Annotated in this window: 26 protein-coding genes; 13 read left to right on the top strand and 13 right to left on the bottom strand. The window is 44.4% G+C overall.

From position 1 onward, the window contains the following. The 9 genes from OCV30_RS16745 (at position 1) to OCV30_RS16785 (ending at position 6,930) form a co-directional block, all read left to right on the top strand. On the top strand, positions 1–1,272 hold the full coding sequence (locus tag OCV30_RS16745; protein WP_065679350.1) for an NAD(P)/FAD-dependent oxidoreductase: 1,272 nt from the start codon (positions 1–3) through the stop codon (positions 1,270–1,272). After that, positions 1,269–2,075, top strand: coding sequence for a DUF1365 domain-containing protein (locus OCV30_RS16750; RefSeq protein ID WP_065679349.1), 807 nt, complete (start codon positions 1,269–1,271; stop codon positions 2,073–2,075). Before OCV30_RS16745 ends, OCV30_RS16750 begins: the two co-directional genes overlap by 4 nt. 118 nt (positions 2,076–2,193) lie before the next feature. Further along, positions 2,194–3,474, top strand: coding sequence for an SAM-dependent methyltransferase (locus tag OCV30_RS16755; RefSeq protein ID WP_017082960.1), 1,281 nt, complete (start codon positions 2,194–2,196; stop codon positions 3,472–3,474). Further along, positions 3,452–3,973, top strand: coding sequence for a DUF2878 domain-containing protein (locus OCV30_RS16760; RefSeq protein ID WP_065679348.1), 522 nt, complete (start codon positions 3,452–3,454; stop codon positions 3,971–3,973). Before OCV30_RS16755 ends, OCV30_RS16760 begins: the two co-directional genes overlap by 23 nt. A gap of 3 nt (positions 3,974–3,976) precedes the next feature. Then, positions 3,977–4,564, top strand: a complete 588-nt coding sequence (locus tag OCV30_RS16765) for a chalcone isomerase family protein (protein ID WP_065679347.1) — start codon at positions 3,977–3,979, stop codon at positions 4,562–4,564. Beyond that, on the top strand, positions 4,561–5,103 hold the full coding sequence (locus OCV30_RS16770; protein ID WP_065679346.1) for a DUF3833 domain-containing protein: 543 nt from the start codon (positions 4,561–4,563) through the stop codon (positions 5,101–5,103). Before OCV30_RS16765 ends, OCV30_RS16770 begins: the two co-directional genes overlap by 4 nt. A gap of 330 nt (positions 5,104–5,433) precedes the next feature. Next, positions 5,434–5,697, top strand: coding sequence for a hypothetical protein (locus OCV30_RS16775; protein ID WP_017098840.1), 264 nt, complete (start codon positions 5,434–5,436; stop codon positions 5,695–5,697). Positions 5,698–5,903: 206 nt separating this feature from the next. After that, complete coding sequence (locus OCV30_RS16780; protein ID WP_065679345.1) at positions 5,904–6,578, top strand: SDR family NAD(P)-dependent oxidoreductase; 675 nt, start codon at positions 5,904–5,906, stop codon at positions 6,576–6,578. 112 nt (positions 6,579–6,690) lie between these two features. Continuing rightward, a complete protein-coding gene (locus OCV30_RS16785; RefSeq protein ID WP_004732698.1) occupies positions 6,691–6,930 on the top strand; it encodes an RNA recognition motif domain-containing protein in 240 nt (79 codons plus the stop codon). 237 nt (positions 6,931–7,167) lie between these two features. Here the strand turns inward: OCV30_RS16785 and OCV30_RS16790 are convergent, their stop codons facing one another. From OCV30_RS16790 to OCV30_RS16800, 3 genes are all read right to left on the bottom strand, one after another. Then, the gene (locus tag OCV30_RS16790; protein ID WP_065679344.1) at positions 7,168–7,512 is read right to left on the bottom strand and encodes a ribosome recycling factor family protein; all 345 of its coding nucleotides are present in this window, start codon (positions 7,510–7,512) and stop codon (positions 7,168–7,170) included. A 138-nt stretch (positions 7,513–7,650) separates the two neighbouring features. After that, positions 7,651–9,342, bottom strand: coding sequence for a response regulator receiver domain (locus OCV30_RS16795; RefSeq protein ID WP_017100700.1), 1,692 nt, complete (start codon positions 9,340–9,342; stop codon positions 7,651–7,653). After that, the gene (locus OCV30_RS16800) at positions 9,342–10,895 is read right to left on the bottom strand and encodes an ATP-binding protein (RefSeq protein ID WP_065679343.1); all 1,554 of its coding nucleotides are present in this window, start codon (positions 10,893–10,895) and stop codon (positions 9,342–9,344) included. The genes OCV30_RS16795 and OCV30_RS16800 overlap by 1 nt, the downstream gene beginning before the upstream one ends. Before the next feature lie 10 nt (positions 10,896–10,905). On the opposite strand from OCV30_RS16800, the gene OCV30_RS16805 reads away from it, so the two are divergent. Next, positions 10,906–11,667, top strand: coding sequence for an IS5 family transposase (locus OCV30_RS16805; protein ID WP_102552608.1), 762 nt, complete (start codon positions 10,906–10,908; stop codon positions 11,665–11,667). Here the strand turns inward: OCV30_RS16805 and OCV30_RS16810 are convergent. The 6 genes from OCV30_RS16810 to OCV30_RS16835 form a co-directional block, all read right to left on the bottom strand. Beyond that, positions 11,610–13,250: an ATP-binding protein gene (locus OCV30_RS16810; RefSeq protein ID WP_244499013.1), complete on the bottom strand. Its 1,641-nt coding sequence runs from the start codon at positions 13,248–13,250 to the stop codon at positions 11,610–11,612. The two genes, OCV30_RS16805 and OCV30_RS16810, sit on opposite strands and share 58 nt — an antisense overlap. A 60-nt stretch (positions 13,251–13,310) precedes the next feature. Continuing rightward, positions 13,311–14,489 (bottom strand): DNA cytosine methyltransferase, encoded by a 1,179-nt coding sequence (locus OCV30_RS16815; RefSeq protein ID WP_065677997.1) that lies wholly within the window; start codon positions 14,487–14,489, stop codon positions 13,311–13,313. Positions 14,490–14,704: 215 nt separating this feature from the next. Next, positions 14,705–15,880, bottom strand: a complete 1,176-nt coding sequence (locus tag OCV30_RS16820) for a MalY/PatB family protein (protein ID WP_065677996.1) — start codon at positions 15,878–15,880, stop codon at positions 14,705–14,707. A gap of 122 nt (positions 15,881–16,002) precedes the next feature. Continuing rightward, positions 16,003–16,470 (bottom strand): OsmC family protein, encoded by a 468-nt coding sequence (locus tag OCV30_RS16825; protein ID WP_065677995.1) that lies wholly within the window; start codon positions 16,468–16,470, stop codon positions 16,003–16,005. Positions 16,471–16,499: 29 nt separating this feature from the next. Next, entirely contained in the window at positions 16,500–16,892 is a 393-nt protein-coding gene (locus tag OCV30_RS16830) for a GFA family protein (RefSeq protein ID WP_065677994.1), read from the bottom strand. A 112-nt stretch (positions 16,893–17,004) separates the two neighbouring features. After that, positions 17,005–17,934 carry a LysR family transcriptional regulator gene (locus OCV30_RS16835; protein ID WP_065677993.1) on the bottom strand — a complete coding sequence of 310 codons (930 nt, stop codon included), beginning with the start codon at positions 17,932–17,934 and terminating at the stop codon, positions 17,005–17,007. Between the two features lie 116 nt (positions 17,935–18,050). Here OCV30_RS16835 and OCV30_RS16840 point away from each other — a divergent pair, with 116 nt between their 5' ends. The 3 genes from OCV30_RS16840 to OCV30_RS16850 all read left to right on the top strand — a co-directional run bounded on the left by OCV30_RS16840 (position 18,051) and on the right by OCV30_RS16850 (position 21,166). Beyond that, positions 18,051–18,734: an SDR family oxidoreductase gene (locus OCV30_RS16840; RefSeq protein ID WP_065677992.1), complete on the top strand. Its 684-nt coding sequence runs from the start codon at positions 18,051–18,053 to the stop codon at positions 18,732–18,734. A gap of 82 nt (positions 18,735–18,816) precedes the next feature. Further along, on the top strand, positions 18,817–20,025 hold the full coding sequence (locus tag OCV30_RS16845; RefSeq protein WP_017111307.1) for an MFS transporter: 1,209 nt from the start codon (positions 18,817–18,819) through the stop codon (positions 20,023–20,025). A gap of 52 nt (positions 20,026–20,077) precedes the next feature. Beyond that, the gene (locus OCV30_RS16850; protein WP_065677991.1) at positions 20,078–21,166 is read left to right on the top strand and encodes an alkene reductase; all 1,089 of its coding nucleotides are present in this window, start codon (positions 20,078–20,080) and stop codon (positions 21,164–21,166) included. A gap of 296 nt (positions 21,167–21,462) precedes the next feature. Here the strand turns inward: OCV30_RS16850 and rlmJ are convergent, their stop codons facing one another. The 4 genes from rlmJ to OCV30_RS16870 all read right to left on the bottom strand — a co-directional run bounded on the left by rlmJ (position 21,463) and on the right by OCV30_RS16870 (position 26,043). Continuing rightward, positions 21,463–22,329, bottom strand: coding sequence for a 23S rRNA (adenine(2030)-N(6))-methyltransferase RlmJ (rlmJ, locus tag OCV30_RS16855; RefSeq protein ID WP_065677990.1), 867 nt, complete (start codon positions 22,327–22,329; stop codon positions 21,463–21,465). Between the two features lie 232 nt (positions 22,330–22,561). Beyond that, the gene (secF, locus tag OCV30_RS16860; protein WP_012601256.1) at positions 22,562–23,485 is read right to left on the bottom strand and encodes a protein translocase subunit SecF; all 924 of its coding nucleotides are present in this window, start codon (positions 23,483–23,485) and stop codon (positions 22,562–22,564) included. A 2-nt stretch (positions 23,486–23,487) separates the two neighbouring features. Next, positions 23,488–25,287: a protein translocase subunit SecD gene (gene secD / locus OCV30_RS16865; RefSeq protein ID WP_083994551.1), complete on the bottom strand. Its 1,800-nt coding sequence runs from the start codon at positions 25,285–25,287 to the stop codon at positions 23,488–23,490. 273 nt (positions 25,288–25,560) lie between these two features. Further along, positions 25,561–26,043 (bottom strand): hypothetical protein, encoded by a 483-nt coding sequence (locus OCV30_RS16870; RefSeq protein WP_065677988.1) that lies wholly within the window; start codon positions 26,041–26,043, stop codon positions 25,561–25,563. Positions 26,044–26,188 lie beyond the last annotated feature (145 nt).

The raw sequence follows: 26,188 nt of genomic DNA on the forward strand, positions 1-26,188 counted from the left end.
ATGAAAAAAATCGCCATTATAGGTTCAGGTATCTCTGGACTGACTTGCGCACATGTACTAGATAAGCACCACGACGTTACGGTATTCGAGAAGAATGACTACGTCGGCGGGCACACTGCTACAGTTGATATTGAACACCGAGGCAAGGCGTTTTCAATTGATACCGGCTTCATCGTTTTCAACGACAGAACCTACCCAAACTTCAACCAACTGCTTGAGCAACTCGGTGTCGAAAGGCAACCGACCGAAATGAGCTTCAGCGTACACAACACCACAACTAAATTCGAATACAACGGCCACAGCATCAATTCGTTATTCGCTCAGAGGAGGAATATTTTCAAGCCTCAATTCTGGTCTTTAGTGTCTGACATCCTCAAGTTCAATAAGCTGTGTAAAGCCCAGTTCGAAAGCAACCAATTCACGCCAGATGTTACCCTCGGCAGCTTCCTGCGTGAGAATCAATTTTCCGACTTTTTCAGTCAGCATTACATCCTACCTATGGGTGCGGCTATTTGGTCGACAAGCTTAGAAGAGATGGAAGAATTCGAACTCAAGTTCTTTATCCAGTTCTTCTATAATCACGGCCTGTTAGACATTGCTAATCGTCCTCAATGGTATGTGATTCCTAAAGGTTCGCGTTCTTACGTCGAGATCATCCTTTCATGCTTGAATAAACCAGTCGCGTTAAACACCTCGATTAAGCAAGTCATTCGCCAACAGTCAGGGGTTACCATTGAATTCGAAGATGGCAACACACAAGACTTCGACGAGGTAATATTTGCGTGTCACTCAGACCAAGCCCTGCGCTTGCTGGGCGACGCGACTGAACAAGAACAACAGGTACTAGGGGAGATCCCTTACAGCCGAAATGAGGTGGTTCTGCATACGGATACCAACCTGTTACCCGACCGTAAACTGGCGTGGGCAAGCTGGAACTACATGTTGGATGGCGATAGTAAACGACCTGCCTGTGTGACATACAACATGAACATTCTGCAAGGCATCGAAAGCCAGGACACCTTCTGCGTCACCTTGAATCAGAGCGAAGCCATCGACCCAGAAAAAATCATTCGCAGCTTTGTTTATCATCACCCGGTACTTAATTCGAACACGGTAGAAGCTCAGCACAAGCGCGAACAGATCTGTGGCAAAAAACAGACGCACTTCGCCGGCGCATACTGGTACAACGGCTTCCATGAAGACGGTGTCCACAGTGCACTCGATGTGACCAAACGCTTCGGTTTAGATTTGAGTACGAGTTCAACGCTATGAACAGTCAAACCCTGACATCCGAAATGGAGATCGCATCCGAAAAGAGTGAAGAGCTCAGCGGGATCTATTGGGGCAACGTCAGACACCGCCGCTTTGGCGACATCACCCATGAGTTCAGCTATCAACTGTATATGATGGGGTTAGATCTTGATGAGCTGCCCCAAACCACAGCGCGCAGTGCGCTGTTCGGAACTCGTTGGTTCAACCCGATTCGCTTTGTCGAATCGGATTATCTCGCTGAAAAAAAAGAAAATTTCACCACGGATGAACCAAAATCACTTAAGCAACGTATAGCTTCCAAAGTGCAACAACTTGGTGGGGTTTGGTCTGATTCAAACCGTGTGACGATGCTGGCTCAGTGCCGCTGTTTAGGCATCTACTTCAGCCCAATCAACTGTTTCTTCTGTTACGACGAAACAGGAGATTGTAAGTACATGTTGGCTGAGGTGAGTAACACCCCTTGGCGAGAAAGACACTACTATCTCATCGACATGCGCCAAGAATTGAAGGTAAAAAAAGAGTTTCACGTTTCGCCGTTCATGGATTTGAACATGACTTACTTTTGGAAGATTAAGCCACCAGCGAAACGCACGTTAGTCCACATCGAAAGCCGCCGAGACGACAAGCTTTTCGATGCGACACTAGCCCTGACGAAGCAGTCAGTAACCAAGGCAAACATTAGACGAACGGTATTCAAGATTCCGGCGATGACGATAAAAGTCGTGATGGGCATTTATTATCAGGCTCTCAAATTATTCCTGAAAAAAGTACCGTTTGTGGGGCATCCAGACTCAACATCTTAAGTGTCTTCACAGCAACTAAATAATAGAACTCGACCCAAGCTTGGGTTCGCTCCAACTAAGGGGCACAACCCAGCTTAGTTGGCACAAAATATTAGAATGAGTTATCAGCGAGGTTTACATGGAACAGCTTGCCAAACAAAACAACAACATTGAACAACAAGCTAAAGCCGTTGCTGTTTCAAGCAACTGTAAATATCGAGCTTTAATCTTTAAGGTTCTAGAAAGCCTGCAATTCGCGACGCTTGAGATTATTGAGCGCGACCAGCATTCGGTGTTCGGCGATCGAGAAGCCGACTTGAAAGGTCGAATCGTGATTCACGATGCAACCTTTTTTAGAGATGTCGTGATTGACGGCAGTATTGGAGCTTCCGAAGCCTACATTGACGGCAAATGGACCAGCCCAGATCTCACCAAAGTGATTCAAATCATGGCTCGAAATCAATCTCAACTCGACGAGCTTGACGATAAAACGCAATGGATTTCACGAATCAAAAATTTACTGCTACGTCGTAAGAACGCCAATACCGAGCAAGGCTCTAAACGTAATATTCTTGCGCACTACGACATTGGCAATGAGTTGTATGAACGCTTCTTAGACAGCTCGATGCAATACTCTTCCGCTATCTACAGCGAAGAAGCAGAAACCCTATCCAAAGCTCAGCAAAACAAAATGAAAACCATCTGTGAGCGATTAGAGTTGTCAGAGAAAGACAGCGTGGTCGAGATAGGTACCGGCTGGGGTGGCTTAGCGATATTCATGGCGCAACACTACGGATGCCATGTCACCACAACCACAATCTCAGATGCCCAACACGCGCTTGCAGAACAGAGAGTAAAAGCGCTTGGCTTAACCGACAAAATCACCCTGCTTAAAGAGGATTATCGCAACCTCACTGGTGAGTATGACAAGTTGGTCTCTATCGAGATGATTGAGGCGGTCGGACATGAATATCTACAGACCTTCTTTGAGAAATGTTCTTCACTGTTGAAACCATCAGGCAAAATGCTGATTCAAGCGATCACTATTGCCGACAGTCGTTACGACAAATATCGCAAAGGCGTCGACTTTATTCAGAAGTACATTTTCCCGGGCGGTTGCCTACCTTCGGTCTCAGTGATGACCCAACACCTCGCGACCAGTACAGACCTTGTTGTCCAAGAAATTGATGACATTGGCCTGCACTACGCTCGAACGCTTAATGATTGGAATGTTGCCTTTGAAAACAGTTGGGAAGAGTTAGAGTCTCTCGGCTATTCAGAAGAGTTTAAGCGCTTGTGGATCTTCTACTTCTGCTACTGTGAAGGTGCATTCAAAGAGCGCGTGATCAGTACTCATCACTTAGTTGCTAGAAAACCTCGTTACTTTGGAGCAAAAGATGAAACGGTTTTGGATTATTAATCTCGTTCTGTTTCAAGCGACCTGGGTTTGCAGCGCGTTCTTTACCGCGCAAACCCCGTTCGTGGCGCCACTGATTGTGGCCGTTCACTTCCTTCTCTCCCCTACTCGCAGTAGCGATCTGAAAATACTCATTTTATTACCATTGGGGCTATTGCTTGATAGCCTCTTACTGCACTTCGGCGTGTTTGCCGTCGACTCTGAAATTGCTAATCAATCGTGGTTCCCGGTGTGGCTTGTTTGCCTGTGGATCATGTTCTTAATCAGTTTTAACCACAGCCTAAATTGGCTTTTAAAATGCTCGAAAGTGATCTTGTTTATCATAGGGTTCGTAGCAGGTACTAGTAGTTATTGGGGAGGCATCAAAGCAGGCGCCCTTCTGACAACTTGGCCAGACGCATCGGTGTTAGCTGCCCTTGCAATAAGTTGGGGGATTTTGTTGCCCTTACTGGTGGCCGCTTACTCCAACTTAGTACAACCCAAAATGGCAACAACGAGGTGACTTATGGCTTTTCCACGCAACCCTACGCAAGCGCTCAATTCTAAGAGAGATAATAGTCGCGTTCGCACACAAGCAAGCGAGCAATCAAGAAATCGACTATTTAGCTTAGTCACCTTAACCCTCATTTGCGCGGCACTCCTGTTCACCGGAAGCGTTAAAGCTTCCGCTGTAGACAATCTAAGCAAGCGCGGCCAAGGTGAGATGAGCTATCTGTTTTGGACACTCTACTCCGCTGAATTCTACGCGACCCCAACCAATTCTGAACGCGCTTTAAAGCTTGAATATTACCGCGCGATTGACAGCAAAGACCTCGTTGATGCTACCCAAGATCAATGGAGCAAACTTGGTTACTCCAACAACAATATCCAACGTTGGTTGAAGCCTCTTTACGAGATGTGGCCTAACGTAGAAGCAGGAAGCACACTCACTATCCGCGTAACCGAAGACAACGTGAGTCGTTTTTACTTTGATGAACAGCCTATCGGTATCATCCAAGACAAGCAGTTTGGTGACGCTTTTTTAGCGATTTGGTTATCTGAAAACACTTCTGAGCCCGGTCTACGCAAACAACTATTAGGTTTGAACAAATGAATCCAAAAACAACAATAATAAAATTTGCTTTGGCACTGTTTTCACTCACTTGGCTAACAGGTTGTGGCTCTGCAAGTTTAGAGAATCACGCAGACACCACGCCAGAGCTCAAGCTGGAAACCTTCTTTGACGGTGAATTGATGGCCTACGGCATCGTGCTTGACCGTTCTGGTAACTTACTGCGCCGCTTTGATGCCAAGCTCATCGCGACTTGGGACGGAGACAACGGAGAAATCAAAGAGTGGTTCTCCTTTGCTGATGGTGAGCGTTCAACTCGAGTTTGGAACCTCATCAAAACCGGTGACAACACCTACACAGGCACTGCCAACGATGTCGTTGGCACGGCATATGGAGAGACACAAGGTTCAGCGCTTTATTGGAAATATGATTTAGAAATCGAAGTAGACGGTAGCACCTATGAAGTAGTGCTTGATGATTGGATGTTCTTGATGGACGACAAACGCCTGTTCAATAAAACCGAGATGTCTAAGTTTGGCTTTAAAGTTGGCGAAGTGATTTTGTATATCGAGAAACTTTAAAAAACGTCGTTTCTGATTCTCAGCTTCATCAGCAATAACCTCTACCTCAAAAGACAATCTCAGCTCACCATATAATCTCAGCCCGCAAAACAATCTCAGCCCACAATGTAATCTCAACCCACAACAGAAAATTGTGGGTTGTTCTGTTTAATCCCTCGAATAGCATACCTGTATGCTCAAGCCTTTGTGCTAAGATGCGCCACCAGCATACAAATGGGCTAAACTCAGTTGAGCGAACGTGGTACACAGTTCCACCAATTATGAGCACTTCCCCATTGGTTTCGCTAAGCGTAGATTCCCTACCATGAATAATTGAAAAGGCTTTAAAGCATGAGCAAGTTGACCTCAGCGGAGCGTAAAGCTCGCGACAATGAACGTTTCTCACAACGTGTAAACGATCGCAGAGAAAAAGGCGAAGACGTAGTTGCTTACGCACTGACCAACAAGAAAGCTGTAAAATTCCTGACTAAGTCGGAAAAGAAACGCTTCAATGAAGCAAAAGTCATTCGCCAAGAAGAACAGCGAGTGAAAGATCAAGAAGAGCTCAACAGAATCGAAGACTCATTCACGACCAAACAGTTCGACGACGAGTAATCTGATTTTCAAAAGCGCTGGCCCTATGCCGGCGTTTTTACTTTTTAGTGCTCCTTCTTTTTTCCTTCCTGGCTTACATCACTTTCTCAAACCTCAATTCTATCGAGCAATCTTAGTCATGAGCCTCAGCATCTTGGTCTTAGATCTCAGAAAACAAGCTTTCAAAGCCTTACTATCTCGATTCAATTCAACAATCCCGAGTCCCCATGATTTTAATCACCGGATCAAGCAGCGGTTTAGGCGCAGCTTTAGCTAAGCAATATGCGAACGCATCAAACAGCCGTCAGCGCTTAATGATCACTGGCCGCAGCTCACAACGTTTAGCTGAATTAGCGAAAAACCTGCCAGCAGATACCGTTAGCCAAACCTGTGATCTATGTGACCCGAACTCCGTGAGCGAACTGCTTGATGCATTGCCAGAAACACCAAAACTGGTGGTTCACAGCGCTGGCAGTGGATACTTCGGTAAGATAGAACAGCAAGATCCAGCGGCGATCAGTGACATGCTAAAAAACAATATTGAGTCCTCGATATTTCTGATTCGCGAGCTGGTTCAGCGTTACAAAGAGCAACCCGTCACCATTGCGGTCGTGATGTCGACCGCGGCTCAAGGCGCTAAAGCAGAAGAGTCCACCTACTGCGCAGCAAAATGGGCAGTAAAAGGCTTTATCGAATCGGTAAGGTTAGAGCTCAAAGGTCACCCGATGAAAATCGTGGCGGTTTATCCTGGAGGAATGGCGACCGAGTTTTGGAATACAAGCGGTAAAGACATGGATACCTCACGCTTTATGACCGCGCAAGAAGCCGCTCAGATGCTGCAGCAGGCGTTAACCAGCACCGAGCATGGATATGTGTCAGATATCACGATAAACCGCGGTTAACGGCTAATGAGAGCAGCGAACAAGTAAACCGAGCTATTCCACTAATTATTTGTGAGGGTGAGCACGAAAGTGTGCGACAATGCTCGGCGTAAATTCATATTCAAGGTTTATTATGAAACTTCTAGTTCGTAACCTATCACGCTCTACTGCAGAGCAAGACATCCGTGTTCTATTTTCTGAGTTCGGCTCAGTAAAAGAGTGCAGCCTAGTTTTAGACCAAGAGACTGGCGAATCTAAAGGCTTTGCTTTTGTTGAAATGCCAGAGCACGAAGAAGCTAAAGCCGCACTAAACAAGCTGAACTTGTCAAAGCTTGGCAAAAATACGATTCGTGTAAAAGTGGCTAACTCTTAATTAGAGCAAGCACTTAGCAAAGGCTGGTTGTTAGCTTATAGCTTAAGATTGATAGTTAACAGTAGATTGGTCGTTAACAGCAATCATCAAATGACTGGTCTCTTTATCTAGCTTCACCGTAAGCTCAGATAATAAAGCCCGTAACGATATTCCGCTGAAAAAGCATAATATCGTTACGGGCTTTTTGCTGCTCGCGATTCTCTTTTCACAACTAACCTATTCACTTATCGTTTGCGCTTACAACCCTTCATGCTCATCAATAGCACGCCTTGCTTCTGCCATTGAGCATCCTGATTCCATCACTAACTGCGCGACCGTCATCGAGGGCGTAGCGGCTAACAACGATGCCAAACACACCACAGGCTTAGGCAGTACTTTGCCTATTGCAGTTGCTATCCAATCGTCTTTTTCATGAGTTAACATGGTTTTAAATTCAACGAGTTGATGATCTTGAGCCACCAGCAGCCAGTTGCGTGAACGTCGAACTCGCCTCAACTGGCATCCACACTCAGCCGCATTCGCCATTACTTGGCTTTTATCACTCACACGATGTACAAAACTATTCAGTGGGACGCTAAACATAACCCTCTGCTAACCAATATATTCCTACCATTCAAGAAATCTAGAACTACCACTCAATACCTCAATCACAACTCAATAAAATCATGCTTAGGATTACACATACTTCAGACGTAAAAAAGCGGCTTATAGCCGCTTATCTTAGTTAGCTTGAGCTTTTCGTCGCCTTACCCATTCAACCTCATCAACTCCGACGCGATTAAAGTCACCCACAATTGATGATACTTTCGTTTGGACATCTAAGTCTTCAAGGTCTCCAATCCACTGGTATTTTTTATTTGCTTCTGACTCAAATACAATACTATCTTGATCATCAAATGCTTCAACCTTCGGCCCCCCATGGGCTTTAAACTCAATATGTTCTAACTCATAAAATTTCAAATTAGTTCGCAGGTGAACATAATCACCCTCGTTGTTTATATCTGGTGCAACTAAATCAAACACACCATCGTTAATAACTAACTGCGCAAATAAGAAGTTACGTGGTCTCTTTACTCTTGCAGTATCACACTTTGGCATAACACATAGCAGATAAGAGCCATCTTCAATTGATTTGATTATTGTTCCTTGGGTCAAATAAGGAAAACCAACCATCAAATCACGGAATGTACGGCGAAAAGCAGTAATACAGGCGAGAGCTTGAGAAGATTTTTGAGTTTCCCCATCAGCTTTACCAAATGCACCGACAACTTTTTCAAGGTTAGCGATTACCTTCACTATTTTACTAGCTCTAGCAGCACTAGTATTTTCTTGAACAGCCTTAAATAGCCCTTTCTTTTTTGGGGTAAAACCATATTCAAAAGATTGAAGGAATCCATTTCTACTGAGAGTAATCTCATCAGTAGGTGTTCCATCATCTGTTATAGCAGCTTTCTGATATCGCTTGTCATAGTTTGCTTCAACCCATGTTTTTATTGTGTCGTACCCAAGAGTCTTACGGTCAATCTGAGCAAGCGCTAGCACATTCCTCAAGTACGATGAGTAATTTTCTAACATTAGAACTTCGGAGTCTTCAGGGTCTGGTAAAAGAGCACGGTGAGCTAAATATCCTGAATCTAAATCAGAGCTGAATTTCGCTAATAAAGCTCCAGTATGTTGCCTTACTGTCGTCGTCGCTTTCATCGCAAAAGCAGGAATTAAACCATCAACAAGTATGGCAAATTCTTCTAGCGCTTTAGCTGGTAATTCTTCTTCGTATACTGCCCTAGGGCCTTCAATTGTATTTTTCTTATGATAAAAAATAATGTTTAGCTGCTCTGAACTAACCTGATATTCACCAGGTTTATCTAAATTTTCGTCACCTAAATACTCCCATAGATCATCACGTAACTTCTGAAGATCTGTTTCCCCAGTATATACAACTATGGTACGTAACCTTCCGCCATTTGCCTTATCGTGTTGAAGTATCTGCTTTACGATTTCTTGGCTATAGGTAGCGTCATGATCTACTAGCATCCAATCGAGAATTATGACATCTGCAGTTGCTGATACTTTCATCGCTTTTGAAGCGAAATCAACAGCAGGCTCACCTTCCTGAATCTGTGGCTGATACAAACCAGCCACAATTCCACGATCATAGAATGCATTAGTGAGAGATAACGTATTTAATGGATGTGTGATTTGCTCATTCGGCTCCACTAGTTCTCCTATTTGCACCTCCTCGAGCGGTACGGGTGCAACCATAGGGTCAAAAACTCCACTAGGTTCAACAAGAGCATCGGCAGGTTCAATAATAGTTGAAGCGTTTGTTAAGCCAGCCCCATCATCGATGATCAAAACAGTTTGGACATACTCATCAACTACCTCACGGCAGTACTGATTAAATGCAGACATTACTCTTGCTCCATAATTTTTTCACTAATAACAAAACATGGAGAGGCATCTGCACTTCCACTAGCTAACTGAATATCAAGCCCTTCATGATTGAGGGATTCTTTACTTATAAATAAACCCATGCCACGACCGCTGGATTTTCTAGAGAAAGTGAATTCAAAAATCCTATCTCTATCAATTAGCGGGATTGAAGGGCCATTATTGCTTATGACTAACTGATCACCATCAACATCCAACTTGATTTCTTTCTTATCATTATCACTTTCCAGTTGGGTGTTAAGCCAGTAAATAGCGTTGTCTACCACATTGATAAACACGGGTAAAAATGACGATGGAAACACATTGGTCGTTTTCACCATAAACGCTTTAGTCGACGTTAATTCAATGTTGTGGCGTTTTAAGCGTTCATCGAAAATATCTTTTAGGTAGCTGTCTATTTCTTTACCTGACAGATCTATCTTGCTTCGATATAGCCGGCGATTTAACGGGGTAAACATTTTCAAATACCCATCTAAATGCGCAAAGCTGTGGCTAATGTTGTTATATAGCCCATTTAGCTTAGGGTTTTTATCTGCCCAAGGTTTGAGGGAACGAATTGAACTTCTTACGTTACGAGCAGTACTGCTAAACTCATGCTGAATAATGCCCAGTGACATTCCTAGTTGAGCAAACTCATAGTATTGGTTGAGGGATTCTTTTACTTGTTCGTTTTCACTTTCCAAGGCAACGATAACGTCTACTGAACTTGATTCATCATCGTTGATGTCATTAATAACAAGCTCGATGGTATCTCGCATTTTTTTGAAGTATTGTTCCGTTTGCTCATTAATCTCTTCTAGCTGCTTTTCCCAAGACGAGACAACCTCTAGTGACTCTTCCTCAGAATAAGTATCTATAGCGGTTGAGTTTATGGATGTCATAACCTCAGCTAACGCTTGAGTATATTCGGCAGACTTATTTCGAGCCTTTTCTTTAATAACAGCATCTATTTCACCGACATTGCTTTTTAGTTCGTTACGGTAGCTCGATATTGTCTTGGTCAGTGTTTTCTTCTCTTCTTCGATAAATTCACTGACGCGATCTCTGAGTGTAAATGACAAACTATTCGAGGTGACATACTCAGAAATTTGTAGCTCTATGTTCTTTTGAACTGGGCTTACCATATCCTCATAAAACTTCTCACGAGTAGCCAAATAAGTTGTCCAATTCTGCTCATCTTCGTTACTCAAACCAATTTTTGGCATGATTATCTTTAGTTCTTTATCAAAAGACTTCCATTTAGCGGACATGTCACTGCGAAGGCTTGATATGAAGCGATACTTTTCTTGCTCATTCCATGTATCACTCGCTTTTTCAAATTCAACTTTAACGTGATTTTTTATTGCCTCGACTTTAGTTAGGTATGAGCCATCACCATAAGTATCAAAAAAATCTGCTAGTTGATCCCTGAAGGTTTCTTTTTTAGTTTTAACTAGGGCGTGTTGATCTTTCGTGAGTGTTTTTTGAACAGCATGGTAAAGAGTTATAATTTGCTTCGCCAAAAGTAAAACCATAACCAATACCATGCCAAGAACAATGCTAACTGATATTCGCTGGGAACTGCTACTCCAAGTTATGAAAAGTACAGGTCGTATTTACGATAAAACTGAACATCGAATGACATTTGAAGGAATACTTTATCGAATGAGAACAGGTATTCCTTGGCGAGATCTACCCTCTGAGTTCGGAGAGTGGAGTACCGTTTACAGACGATTTAATCTTTGGTCAAAGAAAGGGATTTTAGATAAACTTTTCAAAAGCTTATCTAGCATGGCTGATTTTGAATGGGTCTTTCTTGATGGCTCTATAGTTCGAGCGCATCAGCATAGTACAGGTGCAGCTACTGAAAGCTCAGAGCAAATAGGAAAAAGTCGCGGGGGCAACTCAACCAAAATTCACTTAGCCGTAGATAGTGGTGGTCTGCCGATTTGCTTTGATTTATCAGAAGGACAACGCCACGATATAGTGCATGCCGAAAGCTTAGTTGAACAACTCGATGAAGTTAATACTATCGTTTGTGATAAAGGATATGACAGCGAACCTTTCCGTACTTTTGTTAAGGAACGTGGCGGAGAAACGGTAATTGCTAAACGCAATTACGGACAAGATATAGACAAAGACAGTATGGATTGGTGTCTATACAAGTATCGTCACTTGGTCGAAAATGCCTTTGGGAGAATTAAGCATTATCGAGCTATTTCAAGTAGATATGACAAGCTAGAAAGGAATTATGCCAGCATGTTATCGCTGGCATTCATGTTAATGTGGCTACCGATGTATTGTTGAACACAAAATGTACAGCAAAGATCAACACGCCCTAATTTTTTCCGTTTCCTCTCAGCTTCGCTTTCTTTCTTCGCCTGTTCTTTAAATTTATTTTTAATCTCAGAAAATCGATCATTAACTGAAGAGTCCCTAAAAAAGTCTGCGGCTAATTGGTCAAAGAAATATTCTAATATGTTAGTAAATTCTTTATAAGCGACGTTTTCTATTAAACCTTCTCGTCCCGCTTTTTCTTCTAGCCTTGTACTCACATCATGCTTAATTTCAATAGCACCAAACATCAAACGATGCGAGAAAAATGCGTGTGCAGCTCTCTTAGAACGTTTCTCTTCAAACCTTAAAAAATCAAATTCTTGCTTGCCGTAAGGCAGTACGCGAACCCCATCTTTGTACAAATAAAGGCCACCGTACATTCTAAGCTTCGTTTGAAGCTCTATATACCGGTCACTGGACACCATGCTGTCTGATGGCGTTCCTTGAAGGTAGGTAAACTTAATTTTAAACGGGCCACACCGAGTCTTTGCACCAAAACTTTTATTCCAGTTTATGATGTGCTGTTGAGGTTCTCCCTTATAAACGGTGACCTTACCTCTAAACTGACCATATTCATCAAACTCACCTTCTACTATATGGTCACCATCAGCGGCATCTTTTTTAGTAAAGAACCCTTCTTCAATTAATTCTTGAGCTTCGGCAGTACCTTGATGTAACCGGAATTTTGTTTTTAACCTTTCTTTTTTTTCCGTATCAAATGTATTAGAAAAACCAACCAAGATCTTTTGTAGATCGGTCGTACCATTTACATCGGTTTTAACATCGAGTGCCAATGTTTCATCATTAGGCATGATAATGAAATGAGTGCCTTTACTGATGCCATCTAGCTGAGGGGCTGAATCTGACGTTCTTAGCTCTGTTGGAATTTTCTCCCAGTCGTCCTGAGTTTTGTTTTGTACATTTTTAAATAAGACTTCTGGTGAAAAAGAGAGTAGTTCGGCATCAGCAATAATGAGGTCTAGGTAATCGGCAGGAATAACATCACCTAAGCTTTGAAGATGTGAAATCAGTTCCTGCGCCATTGACTCCAAATCTACTGCTGTTGGCAATTTTCCTTCAGGAAAGGTTCGCGTAGGGATTACAATGTCTGAAATTCCGATATCTGGAATTTCAAATTGGCTCCAGTGGATTAATGCTACGACCATATCGTGCATTCCATCTGCTCGCTCAGCACGGCTTAATGCAACAACTTGTCGCCCAATGGAAGCGATAGCGAGTCGGCCAATACCTTTTTCACCCATTAAAGGGCGGGGAGCCATTCCATCTGGGATATAAACCGACTTCCGATTTGCCCCAAGTTTGCTAGAAGTCCCAATTGTCAGCCACTTTTTAACAAAATCTTCCTCGGTCATCCCAACGCCGTTGTCACGAAGAGTAACTAGGTTCTGATCTTGGAAGTAGTCAATTTCTGCATTACTGGCGTAGGCATCGTGCGCATTTTTGAATAGTTCATGTATCGCTGTTGGGATACCCGCTATTTGCTGTCGACCAAGCATGTCTACAGCTCTAGCGCTTACATTCATTTGAGCCATATATAACCAAATCTCAGTATGTTTGATATAAAAAAGTGCCTAACATTGTAGGCACTTTTTTTATATCAATCTACTGCATATATCTGCAATGAGAGTTTGACCAAGTAAAGGTGGGACAGCATTCCCAATTTGACGAGCCTGCTCGGTCGAACTCCCATAAAAATCAAACCAATCAGGGAATGACTGTAAACGTGCGGCATGACGAAGTGTCACACCATGGTCTTCCCACGGGTGAACAAATCGCCCTTTAGATGGGTTATTACAACCTGTAGTAATGGTGTTGCTCGGTATATGAATAAAGATTCTGCCATATACATCTTTGTGACCTTTGTAGCCATTAGAATGACACTTTAGCCGGTGTTGCTCGCCAGCATCTTCACGGCTACCGTTTAATGGTGTGTCAGCAAAGCGTATTTTCATCATGTCACTTGGCTTCATGTGAACATCACAAGGGTCACTTTTTTTAAAAGGCTTTCCGTAAGGAAGAGAATTTAAAAGTTTGAAAACTTCTTCTTTATCGCGCTTGTCCTTCTTACTAAAAAAGTCATCCCAGTAATTTTGATATAGATGGTGTGGGATTCTTTCAAATACTGAGGACGCAGCTACCCACATAGGCTGATTTCCTGAAGTAGGTGCGAAATGAGTAGCCGCAGGTGGGAACACCATTCCTTCAGCATCTAAGTCTTTTCGAATTCCGAATATAAATACACGTTTACGGTTTTGGGGGATACCATAATCTTTTGCATTTACGATATTGCAAAATTTAATTACGTAACCTGCTGTTTCGGCTAACGCTAGAAACTTATCTAAAAAAGGCTTATGACGTTTCCATAACAGCCCAGACACATTTTCTACTAAGAATGCTTTAGGGTTAAATTCATTAACGAATTCAAAATAACGTAATAATAATTGATTGCGAGGGTCGTTCACGCCAGCATTATTAATGCGGTGCGTTGAAAAGCCTTGGCATGGCGGTCCACCTAAAATAAGGTCTAGTTCGCCTCGTTCTAAGTGAAGACTTTGACGAAGTTCTTTGGGATCGACATTGTTTATATCGCCCTGTACTTCACCAGCACGAAGATCAATATTGAGCTCTTTGCCTTTTATGAAATTTTCGGCATAGGTTTTTGCAGCGGCCTTATCAAATTCTATAGCTGCAAGTACATCTACCCCTGCTTCAATAGCAGAAAGTGAAAATCCACCGGCACCAGCAAATAGGTCAATAGCTTTAGCTGTCATCAAAAATACTCAAATAAAATTAGCTGGCATATTCTACCGTTTTACCAAAAAATTGCTATTGGTTCTGGTACGTCCGTATACATTTCAAGTCCAGTAAACACAATACTTACAAGTCTAATTGTAGCTTGTGTCTGCTCGATACAGACACAAAACTACCAGTCATGCACCAGTTTATCCTTTGAGGCACCGCTCTCGTATAAAAGTTAGCGCTAATCTCACTCAACACCAGCAATCGAGTTTGCCAATGTGAAAAACGACTTTTCGATATTGTCACGTGACGTCGCGATGTTCATTCGCATGAAGTTAGCGCTTTGCGCACCAAACCAACCACCTGGGGTTAAGCCCATTTTAGCCTGCTCAAACACCACATTTTTTAGCTCTTCTTCCGAAAAATCCAAGCCTGAAAAATCAAACCACACTTGGTAAGTGCCTTGCGGTTGGAAGACTTTTAACTGAGGAATTCGCTGCTCTGCAAATTCGGTAATCCACTTAACTGTGTCTTGCAGATACGCCAGCATGCCGTCTAGCCACTCTTCACCTTTCTCAAAGGCGGCAATAGTCGCAAACGTCGTCAAGGCATTACCATGGTCAAGATACATCGCCGCCACGTTGGCTTTAAACGCTTCAAATAGCTCATTGTTGTTGGTATAGACATAACCATTCGAGATGCTGTGCATGCCGAAGGTTTTCGCCGGAGAGCCAATCAAGGCAATGACCTTGTCGTAATCAAAGCTGGTTAAGCTCGTAAAAGAATGACCTTCAAAAATAATGTCGGAATGAACTTCGTCGCTGATGATCAGCACATCGTGGCGCTTAGCTATTTCGATGACTTGTTCAATCTCTTGAGGTGTCCACACTCGCCCAGTCGGGTTATGCGGATTGCAGAAAATCATCGTCTTCAGTTGCTGTTCGATGATCTGTTGCTCCATACCAGCAAAATCAATCTGATAACTCTGTCCGTCATTAATCAACGGGCTATTCACGACCTGACGACCTGTTTTATTCACCAAATTAGCGAACTGATGGTAAGCCGGCGTATGAATAAGTACACCATCACCCTCGTTGGTAAACTGGCGCAGTAACAACGCGATGCCTGGTAACACTCCCGGAACCTGTACGAACTTGTCAGAAGACAGGCTTAAACCATGACGCTTTGAATACCATTGAGATAGCGCCTCAAACACCACCTGTTCATTGAACTCATACGAGTACACTCCACGCTCAACCAAACGATTCAGCTCTTGAGTGATCGGTTCGGCTACCTGAAAATCCATGTCGGCTACCCAGTAAGGAAATACATCGGTGGTGTTGTAGATACCTTGTAGCATTTGTGGTTTGCTTTTAATAAACACGTTTTCGCCGTAGTTAGATGCACTGTTAAACGCTGTCATGGAGGAGTCCTCAAGTAGTGTGTTTGGTTCTTTTGCAATCAACGAAATTGCATGAATACCCTTAAGACGATGACAAGACTCAAAAGACGAAGCTTACAAAGAAATCTTGTGATTAATTAAAATTAGTCTCGCATCTCGACCACAATTTCAGTCTTGACCGAGTTAGCGATAAAGCAGTTTTTGTGCGCCAAGTGATGCAGTTTTTCGAGCTGTTTGGCGGTTGGTATCTTATTGCCCGAAAACACAATGTCAGGTCGCAGAGTCACCTTAGTGACCGATGAGCGGCCTGATTCATCTTCCTCAAGCACACCAACAGCATCATCCACATAAGAGTCGATCACATACTTCTGCTTTGCAGCAATGCCCAAAAACGTCAGCATATGGCAGCTAGACAGTGCCGCAATAAAGGCTTCTTCAGGATCAACGTTGGCCTCAACTGAAAACGGCAGTGGCACAACATGAGGTGACGACGAGGCGGGCACAGTGATACCACCATCGAACTCCCACGTATGACCGCGACTGTATTGGTTGTCACTAAAGGCTTCATCGTCACCACGAGCCCAACAAATCAGCGCACTATATTCAGACATAAACCCTTCCTTTTATACTATCCAATAAATTAACGATCAGCTGGGTGATTGACACCATCGTTGGTCACCACATCACCAATATCAAAAGGGTTCACCCCTTCCAAACAACCGATATTGAAACCATATTCATTTGGGCTTGAACGGCGTTGGTGATGGGTATAGATACCGCAGCTTGAACAGAAGTAATGTTTCGCGGTGTTGGTATTGAATTGATAAAGCTTAAGATAATCTGCACCTTTGATGATCTTGATACCATCCAGCGCCACAGAGCCAACAACCGCTCCCCTGCGACGGCAGATAGAACAGTCACAACGGCGCGGCTTTTCTATTCCGTTAGGTAGGCTGAGTTCTAACTCAACTGCACCACAATGGCAGGTTGCCTTGTGAAAAGGTTGGATAACCGTGTTACCGACTACTTTCATTTCTCTCTCCATCACGTCCTTGTATTGCACGCATCATAACCAGTTCAAAGAACTCTGTCCTTAAGCTGACGTTGAGTTCGAGGGCTTTGTCATGCGAGGATTCACGGCTAATCTAACTAGAATTTTTAACCAAATCGCCAAACCGCTCAAACAGAAAATCCAAAAACAGCCGGATACGCTTCGGCTGATATTTCTTACTGATATACACCACATTCAAGTCGGCGCTCGATACTGAAGTCGAGGTGTTGAAGTTCTTCATGTAGCCATTAAGTAGCGTCACAAGGCGTTGGTTATTGATGTCATCTTGCACATCGAGTACCGACTTCAACGCAATCCCTTCTCCTTGCAATGCCCAGTATCGAATCACTTCACCATCGTCTGAAAAGCGCTTCGGCACAACCGTCACAGCCTTCTTCATATCATGATCTTGAAAGTGCCATGTCTTGAGCTCTTCATTGCTACGCAGCATAGCCAAACAGTCGTGCTCGACCAAATCTTGTGGTGTTAACGGCGTTCCATGCTTGGCAAGATATTCTGGTGAAGCACACAGCACTCGTCGGCTTGGTGATAAGCGTCTTGAGATCAAGCTACTGTCGACCAATTCCCCATAACGGATCACGATGTCCATGCCTGATTCAGCGATATTCGATAGGTGATCGTTCAAATACAGGTAAGGGATCACGTCTGGATACTGCTGACAAAATTCCGACAAAATAGGAAGGATGTACTGCTTTCCGATGTCTTTAGGTGCTGCAATCTTTAGTGGGCCTTTAACCTCTTTGACGCCATTTTGAATCAGGTTTTCAGCCTCGCTAACGTTATCCAATATCTCCAGACACGCCTTGTGATACAGCTCCCCAGAGTCAGTTAAAGACACATGTCTTGTGCTTCGGTTCAGCAGCTTCACACCATAACGCTCTTCCAACGCCTGAAGCCTTGCTGTCATGGTCGCAGGAGAAAGCCCTAACTCTCGCCCCGCCGCTGCTAACCCGTGATGCTTAACAATGCTCACGAACATCGCCATATCTGAAAACTTGTCCATTCACCTCTCCTACTATTCAGTTAATCCGAATAATTATTTTATATTTTAGCCAATTATCAAATTTAGTCGAATAAATATAATGACAACCATCAGCAGAACACGCAGGAATTCAGAACATGAACAACGAACTTACAAACCAAGAAAAGCACACATTCGTCATCATTGGTGGAACATCAGGTATCGGCCAAGCATTAGCAATGCAATTGAGAAACGAAAACAACACAGTACACATTGCCAGCCGACACACCGGCGTTGATATCAGCAATGAGAAATCGGTTTGTGAATACTTCGAATCGATCGGTGCATTTGATCACTTGGTGATAACCGCGGGGTCATACGCTCCCGCAGGAAAAGTGACAGACATTGCTATCGCAGACGCAAAAGCAGCATTTGATACCAAGTTTTGGGGAAGCTTAAACGTAGCCAAGCACGCCGCACGTTACATGACTCCAAACGGCTCAATCACGCTAACCACGGGCATGCTGTCACGCAAAGTAGTTGCTGGTACTTACGTAAAAACCGCGATTAATGCCGCGCTAGAGAGCGTAACTAAGGTGCTTGCCAAAGAGCTATCACCGATTCGAGTCAACGCCGTCAGCCCCGGCCTTACGATGACCGAGGCTTACAAAAACATGGACGATTCAGCTCGCTCAACCATGTACGACAATGCGAAAAACAACCTACCAGCAGGTAAAGTCGGAGAGGCTAAAGATATCGCAATGGGCTATCTATTCGCGATTAACAACCCATACGTAACGGGGTCAATCATCGACATCGATGGCGGTGCTCTACTCGGCTAACACTACACAAAGAAGCAAAGAACATCGTTAGGGCGTGTATGTAAACGTCCTAACAAACAAGAATTAACACAGGTACTTCACTATGAAACCAGAAGCGATCCATAAAGAAAAGATCCCATTCCAAGTTTGGATACTGACACTCGCAGCTTTTGCCATCGGTACCGCTGAGTTTGTTATTGCAGGCATCCTTCCACAAATTGCCACATCCCTTTCGATCACCGAAGGTCAAGCCGGATACCTAATCAGTGCTTACGCATTGGCTATCGTTATTGGTGGCCCGATCTTAACCATCTACCTCGCACGTTTTAACAAGAAGATGGTACTGATTGGCTTAATGGCTTTGTTCATCATCGGTAATATCTTGTCAGCCTTAGCTCCTAGCTACCCACTTCTACTTGCAAGCCGCGTTATCGCAGGCTTAGTGCAAGGTCCTTTCTATGGCATAGGTGCCGTTGTCGCGACGAATTTAGTGTCTGAAAAAATGGCAGGTCGTGCTGTTGGCCAGATGTTCGCTGGCTTAACGCTCGCTAACGTTCTTGGGGTTCCCGCAGGAACTTGGGTGAGCTTGCAATTCGGTTGGCACACCACTTTCTTTACCGTGGCAGCACTTGGCACCATCGCCATGATTTCAATCTTAACGTCAATAAAATCTTCAGGCCACAGCGAAGCGAAAGACATCAAAACTCAGCTGTTGGCTTTCAAAAACCCAATGCTTCTCATCAGCTTGGCGATCACCGCTTTTGCTTGGTCTGGCTTCATGACGCTTTACGGCTACCTTGCGCCTATCGCCATGCACATCACGGGTTACGGTCAAGAATCAGTCACTTGGATCTTAGTGATTGTAGGTGTCGGCTTAATCATCGGTAACACCTTGGGCGGACGCTCTTCTGACAAAGATTTAGGCAAAGCATCGATGTTTTGGGCTATCGCGATGATCGTTTCATTGGTAGTGGTTGGCCTTGTTGTCGACAACAAAATCCTATTCGTTGCCGCTGCATTTGTCTTTGGTATTGCATCATTTGCGAACGTTCCTGCTATGCAGCTTAGAGTAATGAACCACGGTGGCGAAGGCCAAGAACTAGCAGCAACCGCGAATATCTCAGCCTTTAACTTAGCCAATGCCTTCGGTGGTTTCCTAGGCGGCATGGTACTCGACAGCCAACTAGGCGCAGGAATGATTCCATTCGCAGCCGTTGTTGTCCCAGTGATTGGTTTGTTGCTTATTGCGAAAGCCAACCGAGCTGAAAAGCCACAAAACGACTCTATCTTCAGCCCTGCGGAATCAAAATAGTGACCACCGCACGCTAAATCAATCAATACATGACCGACACAAGGTAAATACCATGAGCAAATTATTCGAAACAGCAGAACTCAAAGATCTAGAACTACAAAACCGTGTGGTTATGGCTCCCATGACACGCGCTCGTACAAGCCAACCTGGAAACGTGCCAAACGAAATGATGGCAACTTACTACCAACAACGTGCCAGTGCAGGGCTCATCATCACTGAAGCGACACAAATCTCAGATGACTCTCAAGGGTACTCATTCACACCCGGCGTTTATACAAGCGAACAAGTGAAAGGCTGGCAAGGTGTCACCTCTGCTGCTAAAGAACAAGGCGCAGCGATATTCTGCCAACTATGGCATGTGGGTCGCGTGTCTCATCCAACCTTCCAAAAAGGTGAACTACCAATCGCGCCTTCGGCACTGGCTCCGGTAGAAACTCAGGTTTGGATCTCTGATGAGAATGGAAACGGCAACATGGTGGATTGCATTCAACCAAGAGAAATGACCCAAACCGATATCGATCGTGTGGTTCAAGATTTTGCTAACTCAGCGAAAAAAGCGGTCGAGGCAGGGTTCAACGGCGTGGAAATCCACGGTGGTAATGGCTACCTCATCGACCAGTTCCTAAGAACCAATTCGAACAAGCGCACCGACAGCTACGGTGGTAGCCGCGAGAACCGACTTCGCTTTCTAATTGAAGTGGTGGATGCAGTGATTGATGCAATTGGTGCCGATAAGGTGGGTGTTCGTTTAGCCCCGTTCATCACCTTCAAAGACATGAACTGCCCAGACATCGTGCCAACGATTTTAGAGGCGTCAAAGGAACTGCAAGCGCGTGACATCGCTTATTTACACCTTTCAGAAGCCGATTGGGATGACGCACCTGTGATACCTGAAAGCTTCCGTATAGAGCTAAGAGAGTTGTTCTCTAACACCATCATCGTCGCTGGCAGTTACACACCAAAACGCGCCGAAGAAGTATTAAGCAAAGGCTACGCTGACCTTGTCGCATTTGGTCGCCCATTCGTAGCTAACCCAGATCTCGTATCACGCCTACAAAACGGCAACGAACTATCCGATCTCGACGGCGCCACTCTGTTCGGCGGCAACGAAAAAGGCTATACCGATTATCCAGCGTTGTAGTGGATTTTGAAGTGCTAACAATGCCTTAAGTTTTCTTTCAGGCAAAAGAAAGGCTCGCGTGACTAGTGCGAGCCTTATGCAGTTTAGGGGGTAAACCACAATCTGATATTAATTTGGGTAATTATTTAACTTATGAGCCAGTATGCACCTGTGCGCATTGATATACTATTTTTATATGATTCATCGCGATAAATCAATCGATAAAAGTTAGAGTTTGGTCAATTTAAACCATACAGATTGAAATGATTTAGCGATCTACATCTCGAAAATCATCATAAAACCCATAAAAATCAGATCTATAGGCTTCTCATTTGCCAGTAGCCTTCACCACTAGTCGAGAGTTGGCGGTGTAAATAATCAAGCGTATCTGCGACTATTCCTGAAATGCCTTGTGGTGGGTTGAATAACAACAAACCACTGCCGATTAGGCGATCATCACCCTTAGGGTCTCGAAGGCGAAGCTCCGACTTAATCGGACTTGGCAGCAAACCATCTTTCACTGCAGTAACACAGTGATTCAGAATCAGTGAGCTCTTGTCATCCGTGTAAAGCGGGTACCAAATTAGTGCAGATACCTTCTCAGATTGTTGATACGCCTTAACCAAGGCATCGATCACCGCGAGATATTCAGAATCGGTTTCATAGGGAGGATCGATAACAATCAGGTGATGATTATCGTGTTTTGCAACGTCGTCAGGCAACGCTTTAAGCCCATCACCCGCGGAAATAGTCAGCTTGCTTGAGACATCGAGGTCACGTTGTAACGTCTCAATATTAGTTTGCAGTAAATCAGCTTCATCTTGCTGAATGTCTGAAAAATAGAAACTGTCTTGGCTGCGGCCTTGTTGGTAAGTGATGGCTGCTGAGCCCGGATAGAGAGAGATAAGTTGATTCGGATTGTAGTATTCCAGCACCGACATAAAAGAAGCGAATGCTGGAGGAAGATAAGCTTTGTTTCGCCACAAGTACCCGACCCCTTCAGCGAACTCACCCGCGTGATTGCTTGGCGCTGTAGTGAGGTCGTAGCACCCTGTTCCTGAGTGCGTGTCGATAACATTGAGGCGAGAGTGTTGCTGCATTAATGATTTAACCAGTGCACTCAATACTGGATGCTTCAGTGCATCACCGTGGTCGCCTACATGACATTGATGTCGATATTCCATTCCCTTGCCTCATTTCTACTGACGTCATATAAACATACTTCATATAATGAGGGCTTGCCTGCTCAATCCATTGTTTTTTGAAATAGCCTCTCTTTTAACTAACTGACTGACTCTTATAAAAAATAAAGCCCTTCGTCTTGCTACAAACGAAAGGCTTTGCTGAACTCACTCGTTAGTCAATGAGGACTAAGGCTGAGCGCTATCTAATTAGAAGACTTAAGCAATCAGGAAACTAAGGATACTCACCCTCAACTTCTACTACTGGTTTCACCTGATAGTGACAAGGCTGCAATCCAAGTAATTTAGGTAGGGTGATGCCTACTGAAATAGAGGACCACGTACCGCTGACAATACCCACAACGAGTGCAATAGCAAAACCTTGCAGCGCAGCGCCACCCAGTAGCCAAAGCGCAGATACGGTGATTAGCGTTGTTCCTGAAGTCACCATGGTGCGTGAGAAGGTCGCTTTAACTGATTCGTTAAGCAGGTTGTCAGTATCACCGTTTGGATTGCCGCGCAGCATTTCACGAACACGGTCAGCAATGATGATCGAGTCATTCAATGAGTAACCGAGAATCGCTAGCACGGCCGCTAATACAGTCAGGTTGAACTCAAACTGAGTAAAAGCGAACAAACCTAAGATAAGCGTCACGTCATAGATGATCGCAGCAAGAGCACCCAACGCCAAACGCCATTCAAATCGTACACTCAGGTACAGCATGATCATTAGGAAACACACCAATACCGCCAAGCCACCTTGGTCAACCATGTCTTGACCCACTTGAGGGCCAACCACGCTGCTGTTCAGCACTTTTACTTGGTCACTCACAGATGACAAAGCATCCACTAAGTTTGGCTGTGGAGCGTCTGTCAGTTGACTGTAACGAATTGTCCAGCGATCCTGTTCTGCCATACCAACCACTTGTACGTCTTGTTGGAAAGCCGTATCAAGTTTGGTTTTTAACGCATCTTTGGTTACTTGATCAGAGAGCTGAACCTCGGCAACCACACCGCCAGTAAAGTCCAAGCCCCAGTTAAAACCTTTCACTGCCACCAGCATCACAGAGCTCATGAACAGCACAATAGAAATCACAGACATCACCTTACGAAGGCGAGTCATGCTGCTGTTTGAAATAGTCATATTTGAAATACTCATGCTTAAATTCTTACATCGTGGCGTTGGTCACGCCCCCAAACCAAATTGATGATCGCTCGTGAAGCAAAAATGCCCGTGAACATACTGGTTAGAAGGCCTAAGCCCAGTGTCAGAGCGAAGCCCTGAATCGGTCCATTACCAATGGTATATAGAGCCACAGCAACGATCATGGTGGTGACGTTAGCATCGAAAATAGAAGAGAACGCACTGTCAAAACCACGATCGATGGAGCTAGCAAAGCTGCGGCCTTCTTTCATCTTGTCTCGAATACGTTCGAAGATAAGCACGTTAGTGTCCACCGCCATACCGACGGTCAGTACTAAGCCCGCAATACCTGGTAGAGTTAAAACCGCACCCGGTAGCAAGGCAATCAAACCAAACAATGTGGTCATGTTAACCACCAATGCACAGTTCGCAACCCAACCTAAGCGACGGTACCATAGCGCCATAAACGTTAGCGTAAGGCCAAGGCCAAGTGCCAAAGCAGCAAAGCCGTTAGTTACGTTTTCCGCACCCAAAGATGGGCCAATGGTACGTTCTTCAATGATGGTCACTGGCGCAGTCAATGACCCCGCACGCAGCAGTAACGCAAGCTCTTGCGCTTCAGCCAAACTGCCAGCACCAGTAATTCTGAAACGACTACTCAGTTGAGACTGGATATTTGCCACACTGATCACTTCACTGTCTTGCTTGCTGTTGCCCGCTCTATCACGACTGTATTCGCTGTACACGGTTGCCATTGGCTTACCGATGTTATGGCGTGAAAACTCAGACATTTTCTTACCACCAGAAGAATCTAGGGTAATGTTTACTTCTGCGCTGCCCATCTCACCAATGCCACTACGAGCATCGATAATGTGTTCACCGCTCAATACTGCTTTGCGAGCGACAACGACACGGTTGCCATCTGTATCTTTTAGCGTTTGAGTATTGCGAGTTGCATTGTCGTACACCGAATAGAACGCTAGTGAAGCCGTAGCACCAATCACGTCTTTCGCTGCAGCAGGGTCTTGTACACCCGGTAACTCGATACGGATACGGCTTTCACCTTGGCGTTGAATCGATGCTTCTGTGATGCCTAATTCTTCAATACGGCTGCGCATGATTTGCAGGTTTTGTTGAACGGTTAGATTGCGTAGCGTTCTTTGCTCTTCTTCAGACTGAGTTAACGTCAGTGACTTATCTGAACGATCACGTAGCCAATGTGGGAACTGTTCACGAATCAGCTTTTGTGCTTTTTCGAAATCGGCGTCGGTACGGAAATCAAACTGAACTTGGTTGTTGACCACTTTACCGCGCGCATAACGCACCTGACTGGTCACCTCATCGACCATCGCTTGCGCTTGTGCGTGGTAAACCGGTTCCATGTCCACTTCTAATAAGAACTGCACACCACCACGTAAATCAAGACCTAACTGAATCGGCGCAAAGCCCATGTCAGTCAGCCATTTAGGTGCTGCAGGCTCCATAGCAAGCGCAACCGTCGCGTTGTCGAGGAAGCGCTCATTAAGCACCTCTTTGGCTTTCGCTTGTTGCTCCGCATCTTCTAAGATCACGACTAAACGTTTGTCTTTTTGAAATGCAGATTTGGCTTGGATGCCTTCTCTCGCAAGGTATTGCGTCACTTGAGTAGCGTCGATCGTCTGCTCGGAACGGTTACTGATTTGAACCGAGGCATCTTCGCCATACCAAGAAGGTAGAGCGCTTAGGATCATGATGATGATGGTGGCGATAAGAACCACGTATTTCCACTTTGAGTAGTGGTTAATTTGTTTTCTTGGAATGCGTTTTTTCACAGTCAAGATCTCTTTTTTTTACCAATCACCGTAAACACGTGCTCAAAAATAGCGCCGGGAAAAAGCAGTGATCGAGCGTTTTAACCAGCTAGGATGGCCAGTTATTTACTGCGATTGGTATAACTAATGTTTTGCGAACACGAACGACAACTAGTCACAACCAAAACAAGCTGATTGAGTAACAGTGAGGCTAATAATTGTGTGTCGCTATATTGGGTTAATTGGCGAGTTCAACGAGCGCGAGGCGATCATCGATACGACCAATTTAAGGTCAAACGATTAGCTAAGAAGTTCTCGGAAATGCGAGTATTGAATATTGCCCTCTTTCCACCCAGAAAGCCGGGAGGACGGAGAACTCACAATGCTGGTCCAGTGCTGCTTGGAATCCAACAGCGGTGTATTGAAAAGCAGAGAAGCCAGTAATGAAGGGGGAGAGAAGTCGATCAGTAGATGATAAGCAGGCTCAAGATCGGCCACGCTTTCTTGCTCGTTGCTGAGCATACGTCTGAAGTTTGCAGCCTGGAGGCTCGACTCGGTGTCATGATAGTTGGAACTGTCATCTAATGACGTGGTGCCAAACGGAGCCTTATCGCACTCTAAATAGGCCGACGGATTATCCGTAGTGGCTTGTTTACACTGTTTTATCGAGGAAGATTGTTCATTCTGCGAAGATTGCTCTTGAGCCGACTGAATTTGGAATGGCTTAGAAGGAAACGAATAGCCGTTAGAGTTCACTAAGCCAAAGCTCAGTAAAAACAACATTAAGACTAATCGGGTACCTAGTTTAAGCAATTAACAATAATCCTGAATGGTAAACACTGCGACAATATATAACAGCTATGAAAGTTACAATTGATTTAGAAACACAACCGAACACATTTGACACTACGCTGACAATTGCTGACCT

Source organism: Vibrio atlanticus, from assembly GCF_024347315.1.
In the GTDB taxonomy this organism is placed as follows: domain Bacteria; phylum Pseudomonadota; class Gammaproteobacteria; order Enterobacterales; family Vibrionaceae; genus Vibrio; species Vibrio atlanticus.